This is a genomic window from Streptomyces sp. NPDC003077, assembly GCF_040611095.1.
Taxonomy (GTDB): Bacteria; Actinomycetota; Actinomycetes; order Streptomycetales; family Streptomycetaceae; genus Streptomyces.
In genome coordinates, this window is sequence record NZ_JBEXNM010000017.1 from 26,635 (window position 1) to 51,949 (window position 25,315).

The 25,315-nt window shown below is 72.4% G+C and carries 7 protein-coding genes; 1 reads left to right on the forward strand and 6 read right to left on the reverse strand.

The window, feature by feature from the left end; translation table 11 throughout:
* Positions 1-207 precede the first annotated feature (207 nt).
* From ABZX96_RS14490 to ABZX96_RS14505, 4 genes are all read right to left on the reverse strand, one after another.
* Positions 208-1,791, reverse strand: coding sequence for a methylmalonyl-CoA mutase family protein (locus ABZX96_RS14490; RefSeq protein ID WP_355543318.1), 1,584 nt, complete (start codon positions 1,789-1,791; stop codon positions 208-210).
* Positions 1,792-1,950: 159 nt separating this feature from the next.
* A complete protein-coding gene (locus ABZX96_RS14495) occupies positions 1,951-3,144 on the reverse strand; it encodes a cytochrome P450 (RefSeq protein ID WP_355543321.1) in 1,194 nt (397 codons plus the stop codon).
* A gap of 180 nt (positions 3,145-3,324) precedes the next feature.
* Positions 3,325-4,779 carry an NAD(P)/FAD-dependent oxidoreductase gene (locus tag ABZX96_RS14500; protein ID WP_355543324.1) on the reverse strand — a complete coding sequence of 485 codons (1,455 nt, stop codon included), beginning with the start codon at positions 4,777-4,779 and terminating at the stop codon, positions 3,325-3,327.
* A gap of 456 nt (positions 4,780-5,235) precedes the next feature.
* On the reverse strand, positions 5,236-6,081 hold the full coding sequence (locus ABZX96_RS14505) for an NAD(P)H-binding protein (RefSeq protein WP_355543327.1): 846 nt from the start codon (positions 6,079-6,081) through the stop codon (positions 5,236-5,238).
* Positions 6,082-6,161: 80 nt separating this feature from the next.
* Here ABZX96_RS14505 and ABZX96_RS14510 point away from each other — a divergent pair, with 80 nt between their 5' ends.
* Positions 6,162-7,118, forward strand: coding sequence for an AraC family transcriptional regulator (locus ABZX96_RS14510; RefSeq protein WP_355543330.1), 957 nt, complete (start codon positions 6,162-6,164; stop codon positions 7,116-7,118).
* Between the two features lie 143 nt (positions 7,119-7,261).
* Here ABZX96_RS14510 and ABZX96_RS14515 read toward each other — a convergent pair whose 3' ends face one another.
* Both ABZX96_RS14515 and ABZX96_RS14520 read right to left on the reverse strand, forming a co-directional pair.
* On the reverse strand, positions 7,262-13,636 hold the full coding sequence (locus ABZX96_RS14515) for a thioester reductase domain-containing protein (RefSeq protein ID WP_355543333.1): 6,375 nt from the start codon (positions 13,634-13,636) through the stop codon (positions 7,262-7,264).
* Positions 13,637-13,680: 44 nt separating this feature from the next.
* Positions 13,681-25,311, reverse strand: a complete 11,631-nt coding sequence (locus ABZX96_RS14520; protein WP_355543336.1) for an SDR family NAD(P)-dependent oxidoreductase — start codon at positions 25,309-25,311, stop codon at positions 13,681-13,683.
* Between the last annotated feature and the right edge of the window lie 4 nt (positions 25,312-25,315).

Sequence of the window (25,315 nt, forward strand, 5' to 3'; positions counted from 1 at the left end):
ACAATCAAGCCCGCCCGGCCCCGTGGCGACGGCGGCCCGGCAAATACAAGCCCGTCCGGCGATTGAGGACAACGCCCCCGGCGTTCACCGGCACCAAACATCACCCGCCCCCACCCCCGAGCCCGCCCCCCCGCTCACCGAAGCGTCCACACGCCGGACGGGCGGGAAGAGGCGGACCCGGTCCACCGCCCCGAACGATCGGAACGATCAGAACGCGTCCGTGGGCACGTAGGTCCCCCACACCTCCCGCAACGCATTGCAGACCTCCCCCACCGTCGCCCTGGCCCGCAGCGCCTCCCGCATCGGATACAGCACGTTGTCCGTGCCGGCCGCGGCCTTCTTCAAATCGGTCAGCGCCGCGTCCACCGCGGCTTGGTCGCGGGCGGCGCGCAGCGTGGCCAGGCGGGCGGCCTGCTGGGCCTCGATGGCCGGGTCCACCCGCAGCGGCTCGTAGGGCTCCTCCTCATCGAGCTGGAAGCGGTTGACGCCGACCACCACCCGCTCGCCCGCGTCGGTCTCCTGGGCGATGCGGTAGGCGTTGCGTTCGATCTCGTTCTTCTGGAAGCCCTGCTCGATGGCCGCCACCGCGCCCCCCAGGTCCTCCACCCGGCGCATCAAGTCCAGCGCCGCCGCCTCGACCTGATCGGTCATCGACTCGATCACGTAGGACCCGGCGAAGGGGTCCACCGTGGCGGTCACGTCCGTCTCATACGCCAGCACCTGCTGGGTGCGCAGGGCCAGCCGGGCGGACTTGTCGGTGGGCAGCGCGATGGCCTCGTCGAAGGAGTTGGTGTGCAGCGACTGGGTGCCGCCCAGCACCGCCCCCAGCCCCTGTATCGCCACCCGCACCAAATTCACCTCCGGCTGCTGGGCGGTGAGCTGGACCCCGGCGGTCTGGGTGTGAAAGCGCAGCATCAGCGACTTGGGATTCCTGGCGCCGAACTCCTCGCGCATCACCCGCGCCCAGATCCGGCGGGCCGCGCGGAACTTGGCGACCTCCTCCAAGAGGGTGGTGCGGGCCACGAAGAAGAAGGACAGCCGGGGCGCGAAGTCGTCCACCTCCATCCCGGCGGCCACCGCGGTACGCACGTACTCGATCCCGTTGGCCAGGGTGAAGGCGATCTCCTGGGCGGGCGAGGCGCCGGCCTCGGCCATGTGGTAGCCGGAGATGGAGATGGTGTTCCACCGGGGGATCTCCGCCCGGCAGTACTGGAAGATGTCGGCGATCAGCCGCAGCGACGGCTTGGGCGGGAAGATGTAGGTGCCGCGCGCGATGTACTCCTTGAGCACGTCGTTTTGGATGGTGCCGGTCAGCCGGTCGGCCGGCACGCCCTGCTCCTCGCCCACCAGCTGGTACAGGAGCAGCAGCAGCGCCCCGGGCGCGTTGATGGTCATCGAGGTCGAGACCTTGTCCAGCGGGATGCCGTCGAACAGCACCCGCATGTCCTCGATGGAGTCGATCGCCACCCCCACCTTGCCCACCTCCCCCGAGGCGATCGGCGCGTCCGAGTCGTGCCCCATCTGGGTCGGCAGGTCGAAGGCCACCGACAGGCCCATCGTCCCGTTGGCGATCAGCTGCTGATAGCGGGCATTGGACTCCGCCGCGGTGCCGAACCCCGCGTACTGCCGCATCGTCCACGGCCGGCCCGTATACATCGTGGGGTACACACCCCGGGTGAAGGGATACGCGCCGGGCGCCCCCAGCTTTTCCGCCGGGTCCCACTGCCCGAGCGCCTCCGGCCCGTACACCGGCTCGATGGGCAGTCCGGACTCGGATGCACGCCCGCCCATCCGTCCCTCCCTCGTCGTCGTCCAGCCGAAGCTGCTGCTGCGTACGAGTATTGGGGGGTGGTCTAAGGCCGCGCTCTGTCCGGGCTAATCCCGATCTTCGGTGAGGGGCGGCCCGCCGACGAAGCGGCAGGCCGCACCCCGGAGCCGGAGAGCGCTCCGTCACCAGGTGACGTACAGCGCGTCCAGGCCGTACACGACGGTGTGCTGGTTCCGGAACGGCACGTCGGCGCCGTCGTCCGCGAGCCGGAGTGACGGGAAGCGGGCGAACAGTTCCCGGAGCGCGACGGCGATCTCCATGCGGGCCAGCGGTGCGCCGGGACACAGGTGCGCCCCGTATCCGAAGGCGACGTGCCGGCCCGCGTTCCGGTGGATGTCGAACCGGCCCGGGTCCGTGAACACCCGCTCGTCGTGGTTGGCGCCGGGCAGCGCGAGGATGACGCCGTCCCCCTTGGCGATGGCGGCACCATCGAGTTCGACGTCGCCGACGGCCACCCGGACCTGGTTGTCCTGCGCGATCGACCAGTAGCGCAGCGATTCCTCGACGGCCCGCGGGTACAGCTCGGGCCGCTCCTTCAGCTCGGCGAGCTGGTCCGGGGCGCGCAGCAGGGACAGCACGCTCAGGGCGATCTGGTTCGCGGTCGTCTCGTGGCCCGCGACGAGGAACAGGCGGACCATGGCGACCAGGTCCTCGTGGGTGAGTTCGCCGGTCGCGACGTACTGGGTGGCCAGGCGGCTCAGCAGGTCGTCGCGCGGGTCGCGTTCGCGCTCGGTGGCGAGGCGGTCCAGGTACGCGGTCATGGCGGTGAACGCGGCGTACACCTCCTGCGGGTCACCGTCGGGGGTGAGGATGACCTGGCTGCGCGCGGTGAACTCGCCCTGGTCCTCGTCCGGCACCCCGAAGAGCCGGGCGATCAGGAGGGCGGGCAGGGCGAGCGCGTACTCCTGGACGATGTCCACCGGGCGCGGCCCGGCCGCGATGCCGTCCAGGAGCCGCGCGACCAGCGCGTCGACGGCGGGCCGCAGCGCGCGGGTGCGCCGTGCGGTGAACTCCGTCTGCGCCATCCTGCGGAGCCTGCTGTGCTCGGGACCGTCCATCCGGAAGAGCGACATGGCCCGCGGCTCGGGCGGCACCCGCACCCGCAGGGGGAAGCCCGGCAGTTGGTCGTCGGAGCTGAACCGGTCGTCGGTCAGCACCGCGCGGACGTGGTCGTGCCGGGTCACGAGCCAGGCCTCGCCCCCGCCGACGCGCACCTTGACGGGCGGGCCCTGGCGGAGCTCGGCGTACTGGTCCGGCGGGGAGTACGGGCAGGTGCGCGGCATGGGCCAGGCGGGCGGCGTCGGGGAATCCGGCATGAGAGGTCTCCTTCGTGACGCGAACGCGTGAAGTGGTCGTGTGGGTCTGCGCGGACCCGGGCCGCGCCCTCGGCGGTCGTCCGGCGCCTACAGGGCGGCCACACGGGACGGAGGGCGCCGGAGCCGGGCCGGGGGCCTGCCCGGCCGGCGTCCTCCGCCGCGCTCTTCGGCCTCCCGGGCTCAGGCCGCTCTTTTGCTCCCCGCGATCGAGGCGGCCTGGCCCGCCGCGCGGAAGCCCGCCTCGACGGCGCCTTCCACGAAGCCCACCCAGCCGCTGGCGATGTCGCTGGTGGCGAACGCCACCCTGCCGTGCGGCTGCTGGATCGCCGGCAGCTGCGCGGACATCTGCCCCGGACGGCGCAGCGCCCAGCCGCCGAGCGAGTAGGGCGCCGCGCCCCAGTCCTGCGCCCGGTATTCGATGAGCTTGGCCTCCGGCAGCACGGTCTTGAGCGCCGCCTCGATCGCCGCCCGGTTCGCCACGTCGATGGCGGGCTTGCTGTTGAGCGCCATCAGGAGCTGGCCCCGGGAGGTCTCGCTGTGCGACAGCACGGTCATGAAGGGGTCGCCCTCCGCGCCGTTGACGACCTTCGCCTCGGTCATGCCGCTGACGTGCAGCCACAGTTTGCGGCTGTTCGCCACGCCCACGCCCTGCCGGGTGGCGGTGGCGTGTACCGCGGGCAGGCCGGGGTTGAACGTGATGGTCTTCCAGACGTTCACGGGCACCGCCACGACGACGGTGCGCGCGGTGAACTTCTGCCCCGCCGCCGTGGTCACCTGGACCACGTCGCCCTTGTCGGTGATCGACGCGACGGGCGTGTTCAGGCGGACGTCGGCCCGGGCGTCGGCGAGGATCGCCGCGACGACGCTGCTCATGCCGGTGGAGACCCGCTTGCTCTGGGCGCGGTACCAGGCGCCGGAGTTCCAGCCCGCCAGCGACCACCACTGGGCCAGCGCAGTGTACGCGCCGTAGGTGCTCGATCCGCCGGACTGCCCGGCGGTGATGCCGTTGATCCAGCTCTCGTCGGCGGCGCTCAGGTTGAGCTGGTTCAGCCGGTCGCGCAGCGAGAGGCTGTCGAGGTCCCGCACGAGGGCGCTCTGCAGGAGGGGGTTGTTGGGTTCCGGGAAGAACGACTTCGATCCCTCGAAGAGGCGTTCCAGGAGCGCCCCCTGCCGGGACTGCAGTTCGGCGATGGAGAAGGGGGCGGGGCCGTCCGGGGTCGGCATGATCGCCTTGGCCGGGACGAGACCGGTCGCGGTGGGGATGCCGTACCGCCGGAGCTCGGCGGTGATCAGCGGCTGGGATTCGTCGACGAACTGCCCGCCCATCTCGACGGGCTGCTGGGCGAAGGTGTCGGTCCAGGTCCGGCCGCCGACCCGGTCGCGGGCCTCCAGGACCAGCGGGCTGAGCCCCTTGGCGCGCAGTTCCCGCGCGGCGATCGCGCCGGCGAACCCGAGGCCCACGACGATGGCGTCGTACCTGGTGCCCGACTCGTCGGCGCGGGCGGCGACGGTGCCGAGGGGGCCGGTGACGGTCCCGACCGCGGCGGCAGCGGCGGCGATCCCGCCCAGCTTGAACAGCCGCCGACGGGAGAGGCCACCGGTGCCGCGCATACCTGGCTGGTTGTCTTCACTCACTGGGTCGTCCTCTGTTTCCTGTGATCGCGTACATGGGACTGGGGGCAGCGTGAGAGATCGACGGCTGCTTGCGCGGTCCCTGAGCTCGCGGCTCGCTCGCTCCGCCGGTTCGGGTACGGCGGTCCGACGCGGCAACCGGCGGACCCGGCGCGCGTGGGCGAGGCAGGCGATCGGAAAGGTGGTGCCGACTCAGTGCAAGACAGGATCTGGACGCGTTCATGGCTGCGCGGTGGTGGCGGACCCGAGACGACGCGCGGAACGGCCGCGTCGGTATGCCACACAGTGCAGCTCCCCCGTTGACTCGTGTGGTGGTGCGTCGGCCCGCTCTGTGGCGGGCCGTCCCGGCGGGCCGGAAACCGGCGCCGCGGATGTTCAGGTGGTCTCGCCCCCGCGTATCAGGATCGCGGGGGCGTTCTCGTACGGTCGGCCGGTGGCGGTCACCGGCTCCCGGTCAGGTCAGTCGCGCCACGCGCCGGCCGCCGCGGCGTCCGCCACGAACTGGGCGAAGGAGCGGGGCGGACGGCCCAGCGCGGCCTGCACGCCGTCGGACAGGTGGCTGTCCATGTCCCGCCGGATGGGGCCGACCGAGTCGGCGTAGTCCTCCGCGTCGGCCTTGGGCCAGCCCTCGGCGATCAGTTCGGCGATGAAGTCCTCGGGCGTCAGGGACACGTAACGCACCGTGCGGCCGGTGGCCTCGGAGATGAGGGCCGCCGCCTCGCCGATGGTCAGGGCGCTCGGACCGGACAGCTCGTAGGTCTTGCCCACGTGCGTGTCCTCGGTGAGGGCCGCGACCGCGACCGCGGCGATGTCCTCGGCGTCCACGAAGCTCGCCGCGCCGTCGCCGGCGGGCAGGCGCAGCTCGCCCGCGATCACCGCGTCACGGAAGAAGCCCTCGCTGAAGTTCTGCGCGAACCACGCCGGCCGCACGATCGTCCATTCCAGCCCGCAGTTGCGCACGGCGTCCTCGCCGTCGATGTGCGTCTTGCCCGCGATGCTGTCCTCGCCCGCGTAGCCGGGGATGTCGGCGCCGCGGCCGGACAGCAGGACGACGCGCTCGACCCCGAGCTCCTTGGCGCGCTGGACGAACGGCCTCGTCAGCAGTTCGCCGTCGTGCGGCACGATGAAGACCTTCTTGACGCCCTGGAGGGCGGCGTCCCAGGTGTCGCGGTCCGTCCAGTCGAAACGGGGGTCGCTGGAACGCGACCCCACGCGCACGGGGACGTCCTTCGCGCGGAGCTGGGAGACGGCGCGTCCGCCGACCTTCCCCGTGCCGCCGGTGATCAGAATCGGGTGCTCAGTCATGAGCCCACTAAATCCTTCCCCGGAAAGCGAACCCATGGCTGAGACGCCCAGGTCGATGTTCGAGCGTCTACATTGGACGAGTGGACACGTTAGCGAATCTGCTGGACGGGGTACGGGCGCGCGGAGCGGTGTTCACCCGGACGGTCATGAGCCCTCGGTGGTCCCTGCGCTTCGCGAGCGGCGCCCAGTTGACCCTCGTCGTCCCGCTCGGCGGCGCGGTCTGGATCACACCCGCCGGCAGCGGACCGATCGAGGTCGGCTCCGGTGACGTCGCCGTCCTGCGCGGCCCCGCTCCCTACACCGTCGCCGAGGACGCGGCCTCGGCGCCCCAGCAGGTCATCACCAGCGCGGACTACTGCGCGCTCACCACCCGTGCCGTCGCGGGGGGCGGCCCGGCCCTCGACCCGCGGACCTGCGGTGTCGGCGAAGCGGGCGCGGCCCTTTTGATCAGCGGTGCCTACGAGGGCCGGGCCGGGATCAGCGACCACCTCCTGGACGCCCTCCCGGACGTCCTCGTCGTGCCGGAGCAGGACAGCGACCGCGCGCTCCTCACCCTGGTCGCGGAGGAGCTGCGGCGCGACAAGCCGGGCCAGCAAGCCGTCCTGGACCGCTTGCTGGACCTGCTGCTCGTCTCCACCCTGCGTGCCTGGTTCGACCGTCCCCACAGTCACGCCCCCGTCTGGTACCGCGGCACGGAGGACTCCGTCGTCGCGAACGCGCTGCGGCTGATGCACGACCACCCCGCCCACCCGTGGACCGTGGCAACCCTCGCCGCCAAGGTGGGCGCCTCCCGGTCCGGCCTGGCCCGCCGCTTCACCCGCCACGTCGGCGAACCCCCCATGACCTACCTGACCACCTGGCGCGTCTCCCTGGCCGCGGACCTGCTCCGCGACACCGACGCCACGGTGAGCTCCATCGCCCGCAGGGTCGGGTACTCCGACACCTTCGCGCTCAGCGTCGCCTTCAAGCGCTGCCGCGGCATCACGCCCACCCAACACCGTGCCGCCGCGCGACGCACCAGGGAACTGAACACCTGACCGAAAGCAGCTCCCTTGCGGGGGCGGTGTCCGGGGCGCTCCCAGCGGCCCGGAACGGGGGTGCCGCAGCGGAGAAAAACAGCGAGGACCCCGGCGGCCTGCCTGGTCGCCGGGGTCCTCTCGGTCCTACGTCCGCCGGATCGTCACACCGTCACGGACGCCGTGTGGCGTGCGGCCGGGGACGGGGCTGAGGACGGGGACGGACCCGGATTAGGGGCCGGAAAGTACCCCTGGTCGGTGAAGAACCTCAGGTACCGGGCCAGCAGTTCGCCCGTCACCCGCGGGCAGCCGATGCCGCTGCCCGCCAACGCCGCCTCCGTCCTGTCCGTGTCGATGTCGGGATAGCCGCCGATTCCGGTGATCGCGGCCTCGAAGACGTCGAGCAGCGGCAGCAGCGAGTTCTCCGGATCGCTGCGCACCGCCCGGCTCCACTCGGCCCTCTCCAACTCCACGAGGCCGTGCCCGAGGGCGCGCAGCTCGTCGACGACTTCGGAGAAGCGCAGGCGGTGCGGGTTGGACAGGTTGTAGGTGTCCCCCACGCCCGTGAGCAGGGACGAGAGCCGCAGGATCGCCGCGCTCACGTAGTCGACCGGGGTGGGGTGGAAGTACCCGGACATGCCCGCGGGCACCGCGCCCGCCGTCAGCATCCCTCGGATGCTCAGCCACACGAAGTCCTGCGTCTGGCAGGCCCCGTTGACCTGATCGCCGGAGACCACGTCCACCCGGTACACCGACACCGGGATGCCCCGCGACCGGGCGATGCCGATGATGCCCTCGGCCACCCACTTCGCCTGCCGGTACCCGTTGGACAGCAGCTCCGGCGGGCCGATCGGGTCGTCGACGGGGACCCGGCGGCCTTCGACGGCCTCGTGGGCGTAGACGCCGGTGGACGAGATGTAGTGCACGGGCACGGTCCGGTGCCGGGCCGCGAGCCGCAGGACCTCCTCGGTGCCCGCGATGTTGGCGGGACGCAGCGCCTCGTACGGATAGAGCCAGTTGACACTGGCGCCCGCGTGGTAGACGACGTCCACCAGCCGGGCCAGCGCGTCGAAGCGGTCCCCGGCCAGTCCGAGGGCCGGCTCCGCGAGATCACCGACGACGAGGTCGATCCGGTCGAAGTCGAGATCGTCCCCGGTCCGGTACCACCGCGCCGCGGCCTCCAGGCGGGCGCGCGCGTCGGCCTCGTCCACGCCGCGGACCAGGCAGTGGATCCGGGCCGACGTCGTCCGCAGCAGGTCCCTCAGCAGGAAGGAGCCGAGGAAGCCGGTGGCGCCGGTCAGGAGGACGTGCCGGGGCTCGGCAACCCGTTCGACGCTCGCCGCCGCGACGATGTCCGGCGCGAGCCGCACCTCGGCGGCGAAGTCGACGGCGTCCCCACTACCGCCCGGATCACCGACCAGATCGGCCAGGAGACGCCCCGCCAACTTCTCGGGCGTGGGGTGGTCGAAGACGAGACCGGCGGGCAGCGGCAGGCCGACGGCTTTCGTCAGCCGGTTGCGCAGTTCGACGGCGGTCAGCGAGTCGAACCCGACGTCCTGGAAGACCTGGTCCGCGAGGACCGGCGCGTCGGGCCCGCGTCCCAGCGCCGCCGTCGCCTGCTCGACGACGAGCTCGACCAGCAGACGCCGCTGCTCCCGCTCGTCCAGTCCGGCCAGACCGTCCAGGCCCAGCCCGGCACCGGCGCGCTCTTCGGCGGCTGCCGCCACCGGCCGGTGCCGCACCCGCGTCAGGGCGCGCAGCACCACAGGCTGACGAGGATGGGTGCGCGCGGCGGCCAGGTCCACCGGCAGTGCGATCACCGCCGGGTGGGCGGCACCCGCCACCGTGTCGAGCAGTGCCATGCCGAGGTCGGTGGGCAGGAGGCGCATGCCCTCGCGGGCCATCCGGCTGAGGTGCACCTCGGAGAGGTGCTCGGTCATGCTGCTCGCGCCGGCCCACAGTCCCCAGGCGATGGAGACGGCGGGCAGCCCCTGAGCCCGCCGATGCTGGGCAAGGGCGTCCAGGAAGGAGTTGGCCGCCGCGTAGTTCGACTGCCCCGGAGTGCCCAGAACACCCGCGACGGACGAGTACAGCACGAACGCCGACAGATTCAGGTCCTTGGTCAGCTCGTGCAGGTTCCAGGCCCCGTCCACCTTCGGACGAAGCACGGATTCCAGCCGCTCCTGGCTCAGGGACGTGATCAGACCGTCGTCCAGGACACCGGCGGTGTGCACCACCGCGCTCAACGGATGCTCCACCGGAATACCTGCCAGCACCCCGGCCAGCGCCTCCCGGTCGGCCGCGTCACACGCCGCCACCGTCACCTGCGCGCCCGCGTCCGTCAGTTCCGCCACCAGCTCCGCCGCACCCGCGGACTCGGCACCACGCCGACTCGTCAGCAGCAGATGCCGCACCCCATGCCGAAACACCAGATGCCGGGCCGCCACCGCACCAAGCGCACCCGTACCACCCGTGATCAACACCGTCCCCTCGCTACCCCACGGCACCGGCTCACCGGGAACGGGAAGCCGCGTCATCCGCGGTACGAAGGCCCGTCCGCCCCTCAGGGCAACCTGCGGCTCCCCGAGTCCGGCCGCCGCCAGGACGGCGCTACGGTCCGGTTCGGTGCCCGGTTCCGTGTCGAGGAGGACGATGCGGCCGGGGTGCTCGGCCTGGGCCGACCGCAGCAGGCCCCACATCGTCGCGTGCGCCACGTCGACGGGAGCGCCCTCTTCGACCGCCACCGCGCCCTCGGTGAGCACGATCAGGCGAGTCTGCGTCCGCCGCTCGTCGGACAGCCACTCCTGTACGAAGGCGAGCGCGTCCCGGGTCATGGAGTGGGCGGCGGCCCCCGGGTCGCCCGCTTCCGCCTCGGCCAGGCGTGCTCGATGGACGACCGGGTTGCCGTCAGGTTCGTCCGCGGCAGGCGCGGGGGGCAGCACGGCAGGCGACCAGGTGATGTGGAACAGCGCGTCCTTCTCCTCCGCGGAGTGCGGTGCGGCGGGCTCGGACGCGCCGGGCCGGAGCGCCACGGACTCCGCCGTGAACACCGGCCGGCCCGTGGGGTCGTCGGCGTGGAGGGCGATCGTGCCGTCCCCGAGCGGCGTCAGGCGCACCCGGAGCCTGGTCGCGCCGACGGCGTGCAGTCGGACACCGGTCCAGTGGTGGGTAACGCTTCGGCCGTCGTCGTCCTTGGCGACGAGGGCCCGGAGCGCACCGTCCAGCAGGACCGGGTGTATGCCGAACTCCCGGGCGGTCTCCTTGAGTCCGTCCGGCATCTCCACCTCGGCGAGGATCTCCTCGCCGAGCCGCCACAGCGCCGTCACCCCGTCCGGCAGCGGACCGGGGTCGGTCGGCTCCGCCTCGGGGCCGGGCCATTCCCCGTCGGACTCTGCCACGTCCGGCGCGCCGCGGTGGATCGCGCCCGTGGCGTGCAGGGTCCACGCGCTGTCCGGGGTATCCGGCCGGGAGTGCAGGGTGAGCGCCCGCACGCCGTCCTCGTCAGGTGCCGCGACGGCCACCTGAACGTGCACGGCTCCCCCATCCGGGACGAACATCGGGACCTCGACGCTCAGGTCCCGCAGCACGTCACAGTCGAGCTGGTCACTGGCGTACAGCGCCAGGTCGACGAAGGCCGCGTCGGGCACACGTCCGGCCAGCCACGGCTGAGTGGCCGTCGAGATCCGCCCGGTGAAGAGCGCGGTGTCGGTACCGGCCGGATAGACGGCCGCACCCAGAAGCGCGTGTTCGGACGAGGCGAGGGCGAGGTTGGCCGGGTCACCGTTGCGGGGGGAGGCGGGGAGCCAGTAGCGCCGGCGTTGGAAGGGGTAGGTGGGGAGGTCCACGAAGGTGGCGTGGTCTCCGTAGATCGCCTTCCAGTCGACCGTGGGGGTTACGTCGGCGGCGTGGAGGGCGCCTAATGCGGCCATCACCGAGTGGGGCTCGCTCTGCCCGGGGCGCAGGGCGGGGACCACTACCTGTCCCCCGTTGCCGTGCTGCTCCACGGTCTCCTGGACGGGGCCGACCAGGACCCCGCCGGGGCCCAGCTCCAGGAAACCGCCCAAGCCCAGGTCGGCCAGGTGTGCCACGGCGTCGTGGAAGCGGACGGTCTCACGCACGTGCCGCACCCAGTAGGCCGGGTCTGTGATTAGTCCCGCTTCCACCGGCTGCCCGGTCACGGTCGAGACCATCGGCAGCACCGGCTCGGCGAACGAGAGCCCGTCCACCACCGCAGCGAACTCCGCCAACATCGGCTCCATAAGCGGAGAATGGAAAGCGTGACTGACGCGCAGCCACTTCACCCGCCGACCACGCTGCTCACAGGCCGCCACGACCTGCTCCACCGCCGACCGTTCGCCGGAAACCACCACGGAGGTAGCCCCGTTGATGGCAGCCAGGCCCACCGCGCCAACCGTGCCCTCCAGCACCTCGGCCAACTCGTCAGGGGAGGCTTCCACGGCAGCCATCACGCCGCCTTCCGGCAGGGCCTGCATCAAACGACCCCGCGCCGCCACCAGCCGGGCGGCATCCTTCAGCGAGAACACCCCGGCCACAAACGCCGCAGCGATCTCGCCGACGGAATGCCCGACCAGCCACGCCGGCCGAACGCCCCAGGACTCGAACAGGCGGAACAGACCCACCTCGATGGCGAACAACGCCGCCTGCGCATACACCGTCTGATCCAACAAACCGGCATCACTGCTCGCGTCGGGGTCAGGGAAGAGCACATCCCGCAACGGACGATCCACATGACCGGCCAACTCCGCATCCACCGCGTCCAGCACCTCATCCACCGCCGCGGCAAACACCGGATAGGCCCCATACAACTCCCGGCCCATCCCCACCCGCTGACCACCCTGACCAGCAAAAACGAACCCCAGCCCACCCCCAGACACACCCATCACGGGTGTCCGGCCCAGGGCTATTTCCTCCAAAGCGGCCAGCAGCTCGTCTCGATCCTGACCGACCACCACCGCACGCCGCTCAAACCGGCCACGCCCGGTGGCCAAGGACCAGCCCACGTCACTCGCATCGGCCTCGGGCTCCCGCCGCACCCACTCCGCCAGCCGAACAGCCTGCTCCCGTACCACCCCGTCCGAACGCCCCGACAACACCCACGGCACCACCACAGAACCGCGCTCAGACCTTTCCGTCGGCGCCTCCTCCGGCGCCTCCTCAACAATCAGATGCGCATTGGTTCCGCTGATCCCGAACGACGACACCCCCGCCCGCCGCACCCGCGTCTCCGGCCACGGACGACGCTCCCGCACCAACTCCACCGCACCGCTGTCCCATTCGACGTGCGGGCTCGGCTCGTCCACATGCAGCGACGCCGGCACCACCCCGTGCCGTATCGCCTCCACCACCTTGATCACGCCGCCCACACCCGCAGCGGCCTGCGCATGACCGATGTTGGACTTCAGCGATCCCAGCAACACAGGACGATCTTCCGAGCGCCCTTGCCCATACGTCGCAAGCACCGCCTGCGCCTCGATCGGGTCGCCGAGCACGGTGCCGGTGCCGTGCGCCTCCACCACATCGACCTCGTCCGGAGTCAGACCGGCATCGGCGAGGGCCGCCCTGATGACCCGCTCCTGCGCGGGCCCGTTCGGCGCCGTCAGGCCGTTCGACGCGCCGTCCTGATTCACCGCACTGCCACGAATCACCGCCAGCACCCGACGCCCCGCACGCCGCGCGTCCGACAACCGCTCCAGCAACAGCAGGCCCACGCCCTCCGACCATCCGGTGCCGTCGGCGGAGGCGGCGAACGCCTTGCAGCGGCCGTCGGGGGCGAGGTTCCCCTGGCGGCTGAATTCGAGCCAACCGTCCATGGAGGCGGCCACGGTGGCGCCACCCGCCAGGGCCATGTCGCACTCGCCCGTGCGCAGCGCCTGCGCGGCCATGTGCATGGCGACCAGCGAGGACGAGCACGCCGTGTCCAAGGTGACCGCCGGGCCCTCGAAACCGAAGGTGTAGGAGATCCGGCCGGAGGCGACGCTGCCGAGGACTCCGGTGGCCAGGTAGCCCGCGTACTCCTCCTGGTCCATGGTCAGGTTGTAGGTCTGGGCGGCGATCCCGGTGAAGACGCCGACCGGCTCCCCGCGCAGTGTGTCCGGGGTGATCCCGGCCCGTTCCAGCGCCTCCCAGGCGGTCTCCAGGAGGAGGCGCTGCTGCGGGTCCATGGCGGTCGCCTCGCGTGGGGAGATCCGGAAGAACTCCGGGTCGAACTCCGCCGCGTCACGGATGAACCCACCGTGCTTGGTGTAGGTCTTGCCGGGTTTTCCGGGTTCGGGGTCGTAGCGGCCCGCTATGTCCCAGCCGCGGTCGGTGGGGAACTCGGTGACGGCGTCCCCGTCCTCCGCCAGCAGCCGCCACAGGTCCTCCGGCGACGTGACGTCACCGGGGAACCGGCAGGCCATGCCGACGATCGCGATGGGTTCGTGCTGTGCGGCCTCGACGTCGACCAGGCGTTGCCTGGTCTGCTTCAGTTCGGAGGTCACCCACTTCAGGTATTCGACAGCCTTTTGCTCGTCGGACATCGGATTGGACACTCCTTCAGTTGGTCCGGGTCGACCTTGGTGGGTCATCCGGCCGCACGGCCGAGTTCGTTGTCGATGAAGTCGAAGAGGTCCGTGGTCGACGCGGACTCCAGCGAGTCCTCCGCGTCGGGCGTCTCGCCCGGCTCGGACGTCCCGGTCTCGTGGGAGTGCGACCAGCGGTCGAGGATGCGGCGCAGTCGTGTGGCCACGACCCGGCGACCGCTCGGGTCCAGATCGGCGGCCTCCGCGAGGCGCGCCTCCAGGTCGTCCAGTTCCTTCCGCAGGGCCACGGCCGGATCCGCGGTGGGGACGACGCGATCGCGGAGGAAGCGCGCGAGCGCCGCGGGCGTCGGGTGGTCGAACACGACGGTGGCGGGCAGCCGTACGCCGGTGACGGCGCCGATCCGGTTGCGCAGTTCGACCGCCGTCACGGAATCGAAGCCGATCTCCTGGAAGGCGTGGTCCGGGTGGATGCCGTCGGCGTCGGCGTGGCCGAGCACCGTGGCGACGTGCTCGCTGACGATGCCGACCAGCAGTTCCTGCTGCTCCGGAACGGTCAGCCCGGCCAGCCGTCGGGCCAGTGCTTCGACCCCGGTCGCGGCGTCGTTCACGTCACGGCGGGCACGGGCGGGTACCAGATCGCGCAGCAGCGGCGGGATGTCCTGGCTCGTCCGCAGGACCGCCTTGTCGAGCGGAGCGAGCAGCAGGGCGGGCCGGGCCGCCACCAGGGCGGCGTCCAGCAGCGCGGGCGCCTCTTCGGGGGCGAGCGGGCGGAGCCCGTACCGCGTGGATCGGTGGTCCCCGGTGCCGACGGACAGCGCCGGCAGACCGAGCCCGACGCGGTGCGCCGCCAGGCCGTCGAGGAAGGCGTCCGCCGAGGCGAGGTCGCCCGCGCCCAGGTTGCCGAGGGTTCCGCCGACCGACGAGAACAGGACGAAGACCGAGAGGTCGAGCTCCCGTGTCAGCTCGTGCAGGTTCCACGCGGCTTCCGAGGTGGCCCACAGCGCCGGACCGCGCCCGTTCTCCCGGTCCTCGGAGGAGCCGTCGTTCCCCGTGGCCGTCCCGGTGAGGATCACGCCGGTCAGCGGGTGCTCGTCGGGGATGTCCGCGAGCAGTGTGGTGACGGCCTTCCGGTCCGAGAGGTCGCACGTCGCGGTTGCCACGTCGGCGCCCAGGCCCGTCAGCTCGGCTGCCAAGTCCGCCGCGTCCGTCTCTTGGGGCGCTCCTTGCTCCGTTGTGAGGAGCGGCTCTTGATGTGCTCCTGGCTCCGTTGTGAGCAGCAGCCGCCGTACGCCGTGCGCGGCCACCAGGTGCCGGGCCACGGCCGCGCCGAGTGCGCCGTCCGCCCCGGTGACGAGGACGGTTCCCTCGCCCCAGGTGAAGGACGTGCCGCCCGTGCCGGACGCGGATGCCAGGCGAGGCGCGAGCAGTCGGCCCTGCCTGACCGCGAGTTGGTGCTCGCCCTCCGGCAGCGGACCCGGCTCCCATTCGGCGCCGGGTTCGACGTCCACGGCGATGACGCGCCCCGGATGCTCCAGCTGAGCGGACCTGAGCAGCCCCCACACCGCCGATCCCGCCGGGTCCGCGGACTCCCCCGAACCCGTCGAGACGGCTCCGTGCGTCACGACCAGCAGGGTCGTGCCGGCCTCCAGCGCGCGTCGCAAAGCGGCCATGACCTGCTCGACGAGCTCGCGCGCGGCCTTGACCAGTTCGGTCGCGGGCCGCTCCAGAACCAGCACGTCCGCACTGGGAACGGTCCCGGCACGCTGGTCGACAGGTGTCCAGGTGACTTCCCACAGCGAGTTCCGGTGGGAAGGCCGCCCTTCGGCCAGTTGCTCGGGGGTCACCGGGTTCAGCCGAACCGCTTCGGCGGTGAGCACCGGTTGCCCCTGAGTGTCCTCGGCGTGCAGGCTCACCGATCCGTCGGCGGCGGAGACGAGGCGGACGCGTAGCTTCTCGGCGCCTTCCGCGTGCAGGTGCACGTTCCGCCACGTGGAGGGGAGTTGGGGTCCGTCGCTGGTAAGCGCGTCGTGGGGGTGGAGGGCGGCGTCCAGCAGTGCCGGGTGGAGGCCGAAGCCGTCGGCGCCCGCCTCCGCGTCCGCGTCCGCGTCCTGTGGCAGGACGATCTCGGCGAAGATCTCATCGCCCTTGCGCCAGACCGATTGCACCGCTTGGAAGACCGGGCCGTAGGTCAAACCCGCCTCCGCCAAGGTGGTGTAGAGCTGGCCGGGGTCTTGGGCGGTGGCGTCGGCGGGAGGCCACTGCGCCAAGGAGCCGGCAGTGGGGGACGGTGGCTCGGTGTCCAGGACGCCGGCGGCGTGCCGTATCCACGCACTGTCCGGCTCATCGGGCCGGGCGTGCACGCTCACCGACCGCACGCCCTGGTCGTCGGTGCCTACCTGCACCTGCAGCAGGACCGTTTCTTGCTCGGCCAAGACCACGGGGCGTTCGATGACCAGCTCCCTGATGGCGGACGCCCCGGCGCGACCGGCCGCGTGCAGCGCCAGCTCCACCAGCACCGCGCCCGGCACCACCACCGACCCCAGCACCTCATGATCCGCCAGCCACGGCTGCCCCGTCAGCGACAACTGCCCCGACAGCACCAGACTCCCGCTGTCCGCAACCTCCACCACCGACCCCAAGAACGGATGTCCTGCCCCGCCCAAGGTGCCCACGGGCGATGACGCGCTCAGCCAGTAGCGCTGGCGTTGGAAGGGGTAGGTGGGGAGGTCTACGAAGGTGGCGTGGTCTCCGTAGATCGCCTTCCAGTCGACCGTGGGGACCACATCGGCGGCGTGGAGGGCGCCCAGCGCCGCCATCACCGAGTGGGGCTCGCTCTGCCCGGGGCGCAGGGCGGGGAGCACTACCTGTCCCCCGTTGCCGTGCTGTTCCACGGTCTCCTGGACGGGGCCGACCAGGACCCCGCCCGGACCCAGCTCCAGGAAACCGCCCAAGCCCAGGTCGCCCAGGTGCGTCACGGCGTCGTGGAAACGGACCGTTTCACGGACATGCCGCACCCAGTACGCCGGGTCTGTGACCACTCCCGGTCCCACCGGCTGCCCGGTCACGGTGGAGACCATCGGCAGCGTCGGCTCGGCGAACGAGAGACCGTCCACCACCGCCGCGAACTCCGCCAACATCGGCTCCATAAGCGGAGAGTGGAAAGCATGGCTGACCCGCAGCCGCTTCACCCGCCGGCCACGCTGCTCACAGGCCGCCACGACCTGCTCGACGGCTGACCGCTCACCGGAGACCACCACGGAGGTGGCCCCGTTGACGGCGGCCAGGCCCACCGCACCGGCCACACCCTCCAGCACCTCGGCCAGTTCGTCAGGGGAGGCTTCCACGGCGGCCATCACGCCGCCTTCCGGCAGCGCCTGCATCAAACGGCCCCGGGCCGCCACCAGCCGGGCGGCGTCCGACAGGGAGAACACCCCGGCTACGAAGGCCGCAGCGATCTCGCCGACGGAATGCCCGACCAGCCACGATGGCCGCACGCCCCAGGACTCGAACAGGCGGAACAGACCCACCTCGATGGCGAACAAGGCCGCCTGCGCATACACCGTCTGATCCAACAAACCGGCATCACTGTTCGCGTCAGGGTCAGGGAAGAGCACATCCCGCAGCGGACGATCCACATGACCGGCCAACTCCGCGTCCACCGCGTCCAGCACCTCATCCACCGCCGCGGCAAACACCGGATAGGCCCCATACAACTCCCGGCCCATCCCCACCCGCTGACCACCCTGACCAGCGAAAACGAACCCCAGCCCACCACCGGACGCACCCACCACCGGCACCCGGCCAGACGCCACCTCCTCCAGAGCCGCCAGCAGCTCCTCGCGATCGGCACCGACCACCACCGCACGCCGCTCAAACCGGCCCCGTCCAGTGGCCAAGGACCAGCCCACGTCACTCGCATCGACGTCAGGCTCCCGCCGCACCCACTCCGCCAGCCGAACAGCCTGCTCCCGCACCACCCCATCCGAACGCCCCGACAACACCCACGGCACCACCACAGAGCCGCGCTCAGACTTTTCCGCCGGCGCCTCCTCCGGTGTCGGCTCCGGTGCCTGCTCCACGATCAGGTGCGCATTCGTTCCACTGATCCCGAACGACGACACCCCCGCCCGCCGCACCCGCCCCGTCTCCGGCCACGGCACCGTCTCCCTCGGGACGGTGACCGCGCCCGCCGACCAGTCGACGTGCGGGCTCGGCTCTTCCACGTGCAACGACGCCGGCACCACGCCATGCCGCATCGCTTCGACCACCTTGATCAGACCAGCCACACCCGCGGCGGCCTGCGTATGACCGATGTTGGATTTCAGCGATCCCAGCAACACCGGCCGATCATCCGAACGACCCTGCCCGTACGTCGCGAGTACCGCCTGGGCCTCGATCGGATCGCCCAGCCGCGTGCCGGTGCCGTGTGCCTCCACCACGTCCACATCCGCCGCCGACAGCCCCGCACTGGCCAACGCACGACGGATCACCCGCTCCTGCGCAGGCCCGTTCGGCGCCGTCAAACCGTTCGACGCACCGTCCTGATTCACCGCACTGCCACGAATCACCGCCAGCACCCGACGCCCCGCACGCCGCGCATCCGACAACCGCTCCAGCAACAGCAGCCCCACACCCTCGCCGAAGCCCGTGCCGTCGGCCGCCGCGGCGAACGCCTTGCAGCGGCCGTCCGGGGACAGGCCGCGCTGGCGGCTGAAACCGGTGAAGAGGCCCGGGGTGCCCATGACGGTCGCTCCGCCGGCGAGGGCGAGGTCGCATTCGCCTTGGCGCAGCGCCTGCATGGAGAGGTGGGTGGCGACGAGCGAGGAGGAGCACGCGGTGTCGAGTGTGACCGCGGGGCCGCCGAAGCCCATCGTGTAGGCGATCCGGCCGGAGGCGACGCTGGCCGTGCCGCCGGTGAGGAAGTGGCTTTCGTGCTGCTCGCCGATCGTGTCCGACCGGGGGCCGTACTCCTGTTGCACCAGGCCGACGAAGACGCCGGTGTTGCTGCCGCGCAGTGCGGCCGGGTCGATCCCGGCGCGTTCGACGACCTCCCAGGCGGTCTCCAGCAGGATCCGCTGCTGCGGGTCCATGATCGCCGCCTCGCGGGGGCTCAGGCCGAAGAACGCGGCGTCGAACCGGTCGGCGTCGTAGAGGAACCCGCCGGTGCGCGCGTAGGTGCTGCGGGGGCGTTCGCCGGTGGGGTCGTAGATGGCCTCGGTGTCCCAGCCGCGGTTGTCGGGGAAGTCGCCGATCGCGTCCACGCCGTCGGCGACCAGGCGCCACAGGCCTTCGGGGTCGGTGACGCCGCCGGGGAAGCGGCAGGCCATCCCGACGATCGCGATGGGTTCGTCCGCCGCCACCGGCCGGATCACCTCGGCGGCGCCGGCCTCGGCTCCCCCGAGTTCGGCGTGCAGGAAGTCGGCGAGGGCGGTCGGGCTCGGGTGGTCGAAGACGAGGGTGGCCGGGAGGCGCAGTCCCGTCGCGGCACCGAGGCGGTTGCGCAGTTCGACGGCCGTGAGGGAGTCGAAGCCGAGGTCCCGGAACGACTGGTCGGCGGCCACCGCCGACGCGTCGGTGTGGCCGAGTACGGCCGCGGCGTGCTCGCCGACGAAACCCACGAGGAAGCGGCGCCGCTCGTCCTCGGGGAGGGCGGAGAGGCGGCGGGTCAGGGCGTCGTCGCCCGCGCCGCGTCCTGCGGCGGTGCGCCGGCCCGTCGTCCGGACCAGGCCGCGCAGCGCGGGAGCGATGTCCCCGCGTACGGCCGACGGGTCGAACGGGGTGGCCACGACCACCGGGCGGTCGCCCGCGAGCGCGGAGTCCAGCATGCTCATGCCGCGGTCGCGGGTGATCGGGCGCAGCCCGTCGCGGGCCATCCGGGTCCGGTCGCCCGCGGAGAGGCGCCGGATCATGCCGCCTTCCTCCTCCCACAGTCCCCACACCACGGAGACGGCGGGGAGGCCCTGGGCGCGCCGGTGCCGGGCGAGGGCGTCCAGGAAGGAGTTGGCGGCGGCGTAGTTGGCGACGCCGGGGCCGCCCAGGGTGCCCGCGAGCGAGGAGTAGAGGACGAAGGCCGAGAGGTCCAGGTCCTTGGTCAGCTCGTGGAGGTGCCAGGCGGCGTCGGCCTTCGGCCGCAGGACTGTGGCGAGCTGGTCGTCGGTCAGGGAGGCAATCAGGGCGTCGTCGGTGACGCCCGCGGTGTGGACGACGGTGGTGAGGGGGTGCTCGGCGGGGATGCCCGCGAGCAGGGCCGCGAGGGCGTCGCGGTCGCCGACGTCGCAGGCGGCCACCGTCACGCTCGCGCCCAGTTCCTCCAGCTCCCGGACCAGTTCGGGGGCGCCCGCCGCGTCGAGGCCCCGGCGGCTGGTGAGCAGCAGGTGACGCACCCCGTGTGCCACCGCCAGGTGCCGGGCGACGACGGCGCCCAGGGCGCCGGTACCGCCGGTCACCAGGGCGGTTCCTTCCGGGTCGGGCGCCCGGTCGACGGTGAGGACGTTCTTGCCGGTGTGCCGGGCGAGGCTCATGTGCTGGAGGGCGGCCTCGGCGCGGGTCAGGGGCCACGCCGTCACGGGCAGCGGGTGCAGCACGCCCCGCTCGAACAGCTCGGCGAGTTCGGTGAGACGTTCCCGGAGGAGGTCCGGATCGATCTGTGCCAGGTCGTACGCCGCGTAGTCGACGCCCTGGTGACGGGCGGCGACCTCGGCGGGGTCGCGCCGTTCGCTGTGGCCGAGTTCGAGGAAGCGCCCGCCGTTCGGCAGCAGCCGCAGGGACGCGTCGACGAATTCACCGGTGAGCGAGTTGAGGACCACGTCCACGCCGCGGTTCCCGGTCGCGCGCAGGATGTCCTGTTCGAATTCCGGAGACCGGGAGTCGGCGATCCGCTCGGCGGGCACACCGAGGCCGCGCAGGACCTCGTGCTTGGCGCGCCCGGCGGTGGCGTACACGCGGGCGCCGAGGTGCCGGGCGATCTGGATGGCGGCCATTCCGACGCCGCCGGTGCCCGCGTGGATCAGGACGCTCTCGCCGGCGGTGAGGCCGCCGAGATCGCGCAGGCTGTGGAGGGCGGTGAGGAAGGCGACGGGGACGCCGGCGGCCTGGGCGAACGTGAGATCGGCGGGGATGCGGACGAGGAGCCGGTGGTCGGTGACGGCCGAGGGGCCGAAGGTGCCGGCGGCCAGGCCCATGACGCGGTCGCCGACGGCGAATCCGGACGCCTCGGCGCCGACGGCTGTGACGACGCCCGCCAGTTCGCCACCGAGGGGCGGCCGGTCGTCGGCGTGATGCGGCCGGTCGTCGGCGAAGCGCCCGAGTGCGGTGAGGACGTCGCGGAAGCCGATGCCCGCCGCCCGGACGGCGACGCGCACCTCTGTGGGGGCAAGCTCGGCGTCGTCGTCCGGGGACGGCACCGGTGCCAGGCTCGTCAGGTCGCCGGGGTCGGTGACGTCCAGCCGCCAGGCGGCGTCGGCGGGCCGGGGCCGTGGCGTCGCGGGGGCGGGCTTGGCCAGCCGTAGTACGTGGACGGTGTCGCCGCGCACGGCGAGCTGCGATTCACCGGCGGCGGTCGCCGCGGCCAGGACGGCGGGCAGGTCGAGGCCGGCGGACAGGTCGAGGCCGGTGCCCGGCTCGCCGTCGACCAGGACGATCCGGTCGGGGTGCTCGGCCTGGGCGGCCCGCACCAGGCCCCAGACGGCGGACGCGGCCAGGTCGGCGTTCTCGCCGTCGCTCACCGCGACCGCGCCGGTGGTTCGGACGACGACCCGGGCGGAGGCGAGCCGCTCGTCGGCCAGCCACGCCTGGAGACGGGCGAGCATGGCGCGGGTCGCCTCGTGCGTCGCCGCGAGGGGGTCGAGACCGGAGACGTCAGGGCGAGAGGCCTCGGGCCCGGAGACCTCGTTGCCAGCGGCCTCGGCAGCCAGAAGGAGGAAGTCGGGCACGGGGTCGTCGTCGGCCACCGCGACGGCGACGGTCACCGGGCCGGTCTCGGCGGGCGCCGGGACAAGGGGCGTCCAGACCACGTCGAGCAGGTCGTCCGGGCCCGCGGTGCGGGCGGCGGCGAGCTGTTCGGCGGTGACGGGGCGGGTGGTCAGGGCCTCGACGGTGAGGACCGGCTGACCGGCGGGATCGGTGGCGTACAGGCGCACCGTGTCCTCGCCGGTGGGGGTGAGCCGTACCCGCAGGGACGTGGCGCCGGTCGCGTGCAGCCGGGCCCCGCTCCAGGCGAAGGCGAGGGAGACGCCGGTGCCGGAGGTCAGGTGGTCGTGGGCGAACGCGTGGAGAGCGGCGTCCAGGAGGGCGGGGTGGATCCCGAAGCCGGTGGTGTCGCCCTCGGGCAGGGTGATCTCGGCGTACAGCTCGGGCCCGGAGCGCCAGGCCGCGGTGAGCCCCTGGAAGACCGGCCCGTAGTCCAGGCCGGTCTCCGCGAGCACCGGGTAGGCGTCGGAGACGTCCAACGGCGTGGCGCCGGGCGGCGGCCAGGCCGCGTCCGCGGGCTCGGTGGACCCGGCGGGCTCGGGGCTGTTGCCGAGGACACCGCGGGCGTGGAGGGTCCAGGTGCCGTCCGGGCGGTCGGGCTTGCTGTGGATGGTCACGGCCCGGGTGCCGTCCGCGTCGGGGGCCCCGACGGCGAGCTGGAGGTGGACCGGCTGGTCGGCGCCGAGCGGCAGCGGGGCCTCGATGAGCAGTTCCTCCAGGTCGGAGGTGCCGACGTGGTCGCCGGCGTGCACGGCCATGTCGATCAGCGCGGTACCGGGCAGGATGACCGTTCCCAGGACGCCGTGGTCTGCGAGCCAGGGGTGGGTGGTCAGGGACACGCTGCCGGTGAACAGGACGGAGTCCCCGTCGGCCGTGTGCACGACGGACCCGAGCAGCGGGTGGCCGGTGGGGGTCAGGCCGAAGTGGGCCGGGTCGGCGGACCTGGCCGGGGTCCACCAGTAGCGCTCGTGCTGGAAGGCGTACGTGGGCAGATCCACGTGCCGGGGCCGCTCGCCGAAGAGCGTGGACCAGTCGAGGGTGACGCCCCGGGTGTGGGCCTGGCCGAGGGCGGTCAGGAACTGCTCAAGCCCTCCGTGGGCACGGCGCAGGGTGCCGAAGGCCGCCGCTTCGAGGGGGTGGTCGGCGAGGGTGTCCTGGATGCTGGAGACGAGGGCCGGGTGCGGGCTGACCTCGATGAACACATTGTGCCCGGCCTCCGCCAACGCCCGCGTGGTGTCCTCGAACAACACCGTCTGCCGCAGATTCCGGAACCAATACCCCGCATCCAACCCCGCGGTGTCCAGCACGCCGCCCGTCACCGTCGAAAAGAACGGCACCGACGACGACCGCGCCACCACCGGCGCCAAATCCGCCAGCAACCGCTCCTCGACCGCCTCCACACCCTCACTGTGCGAGGCGTAATCCACCGGCAGCACACGATGCCGAACCCCCAGCCCCGCACACACCTCGGCCACCGCCGCCAACGCGTCCGGCTCCCCCGCCAGCACCACCGACGCCGGACCGTTCACCACCGCCACATCCACCCGGCCCGCCACACCCGCGACCAACTCCGCCGCACGCCCAGCCGACACCGCAACCGACATCATCCCGCCACGACCACTCAACACCTCCCCAATCACCCGACTACGCAACGCCACCACCCGCGCACCGTCCTCCAACGACAACGCACCCGCCACCACCGCCGCAGCGATCTCCCCCTGCGAATGACCCACCACCGCCGCAGGCAACACCCCACACGAAACCCACAACCGCGCCAACGACACCATCACCGCGAACAACACCGGCTGCACCACATCCACACGCTCCAACAACCCCCCATCACAGAGCGCAGCCGACAACGACCACTCCACAAACGGCGCCAACGCCCGCCCACACTCCTCCAAAGAAGCCGCGAACACCGGCGACGACGCGGCGAGTTCCACCGCCATCCCCACCCACTGCGAACCCTGACCCGGGAACACGAAGACGGGCTGTGCGCCCTCGACCGGGCTCGCGCCGGCTTCGGTGCCCGAGGCGAGGGCGGAGAGACCCGCGATGAGGGTGTCCCGGTCCCGTCCGACGACCACGGCGCGCCGGTCGAGGTGGGCGCGGGTGGTGGCGAGGGAGAAGCCCACGTCGGCGGGGCGCGGTTCGGGGTGGTGCGCCAGGTGCTCGGCGAGTCGGGCGGCCTGGGCGCGCAGCGCCTCGTCCGTACGGGCGGACAGGACCCACGGCACGGCGTCCGGGGCGGCGGATTCCGGGGCGGCGCCCGGCTCGGCGGGTTCCGGCTCGGCGGGCTCCGGCTCGGCGGGCTCCGGCTCGGGGGCCCGCTCCAGGATGACGTGCGCGTTGGTGCCGCTGATCCCGAACGACGAGACACCGGCCCGGGGTGGCCTCCCGGTGTTGGGCCACGGGCGGTTCTCCGTGAGGAGTTCCACCGCGCCGCTGTTCCAGTCCACGTGCGGGCTGGGCGTGTCGACGTGCAGGGTTTTCGGGAGGACGCCGTGCCGCATGGCCTGCACCATCTTGATCACGCTGCCCACGCCCGCGGCGGCCTGCGTGTGGCCGATGTTGGACTTCAGCGAACCCAGCCACAGCGGACGATCCGCCGGACGCCCCTGCCCATACGTCGCCAGCAGCGCCTGCGCCTCGATCGGATCACCCAACGGCGTCCCCGTACCGTGCGCCTCCACCACGTCCACGTCGTTCGGCGTCAGACGGGCGTTGGTCAGCGCCGCGGTGATGACGCGCTCCTGGGAGGGGCCGTTCGGCGCGGTCAGGCCGTTGCTCGCGCCGTCCTGGTTGACGGCGCTGCCCCGGACGACGGCCAGCACCCGGTGGCCGTCGCGGACCGCGTCCGACAGCCGTTCGAGCAGCAGGAAGCCCACGCCCTCCGCCCAGCTCGTGCCGTCGGCCCCGGCGGCGAACGCCTTGCACCGCCCGTCCGCGGCGAGCCCGCGCTGCCTGCTGAACTCCACGAACACCGTCGGCGTGGCCATCACGGTGACCCCGCCGGCGAGCGCCCGGTCGCACTCACCCGACCGCAGGGCCTGGGCGGCCAGGTGCAGCGCCACCAGGGACGACGAGCACGCCGTGTCGATGGTGACCGCGGGGCCTTCGAGGCCCAGGGTGTAGGCGATGCGCCCCGAAGCGATGCTGCCCGCGGTGCCGCCCGCGATCAGTCCTTCGAGGGCAAGCGGCGTCTCGGTGGGCCGGGGCGCGTAGTCCTGGTACATCGCCCCAGCGAAGACTCCGGTGCGGCTGCCGCGCAGCGTCCGCGGGCTGATGCGCGCGTCCTCGATCGCCTCCCACGCCGTCTCCAGGAGCAGACGGTGCTGGGGGTCCATCGCCGTGGCCTCACGGGGTGAGATGCCGAAGAACGCCGGGTCGAACTCCCCCGCGTCGTAGAGGAACCCGCCGTGCCGGGTGTACGTCGTCCCGCCGGCCTCCGGGTCGGGGTTGTAGAGGCGGTCGACGTTCCAGCCGCGGTCGCCGGGGAACTCCCCGATGCAGTCGGCGCCCTCGGACACCGCTCGCCACAGGTCCCGCGGCGAGCGGATGCCACCGGGGTAGCGACAGGCCATGCCGACGATGGCGATGGGTTCGCTGGCGGCCTCCTCCAGGTCCCGCAGCCGTCCTTGGGCCTCGCGGGTGTCGGCGATGGCCTTCTTCAGGTATTCACGGAGCTTGGCCTCGTTGGACATCCCG

Excerpts from the sequence above, each read along its gene's own strand:
- ABZX96_RS14490 (WP_355543318.1), bottom strand. The coding sequence starts at position 1,791 with ATGGGCGGGCGTGCATCCGAGTCCGGACTGCCCATCGAGCCGGTGTAC.
- ABZX96_RS14520 (WP_355543336.1), bottom strand. The coding sequence starts at position 25,311 with ATGTCCAACGAGGCCAAGCTCCGTGAATACCTGAAGAAGGCCATCGCC.
- ABZX96_RS14505 (WP_355543327.1), bottom strand. The coding sequence starts at position 6,081 with ATGACTGAGCACCCGATTCTGATCACCGGCGGCACGGGGAAGGTCGGC.
- ABZX96_RS14495 (WP_355543321.1), bottom strand. The coding sequence starts at position 3,144 with ATGCCGGATTCCCCGACGCCGCCCGCCTGGCCCATGCCGCGCACCTGC.
- ABZX96_RS14515 (WP_355543333.1), bottom strand. The coding sequence starts at position 13,636 with ATGTCCGACGAGCAAAAGGCTGTCGAATACCTGAAGTGGGTGACCTCC.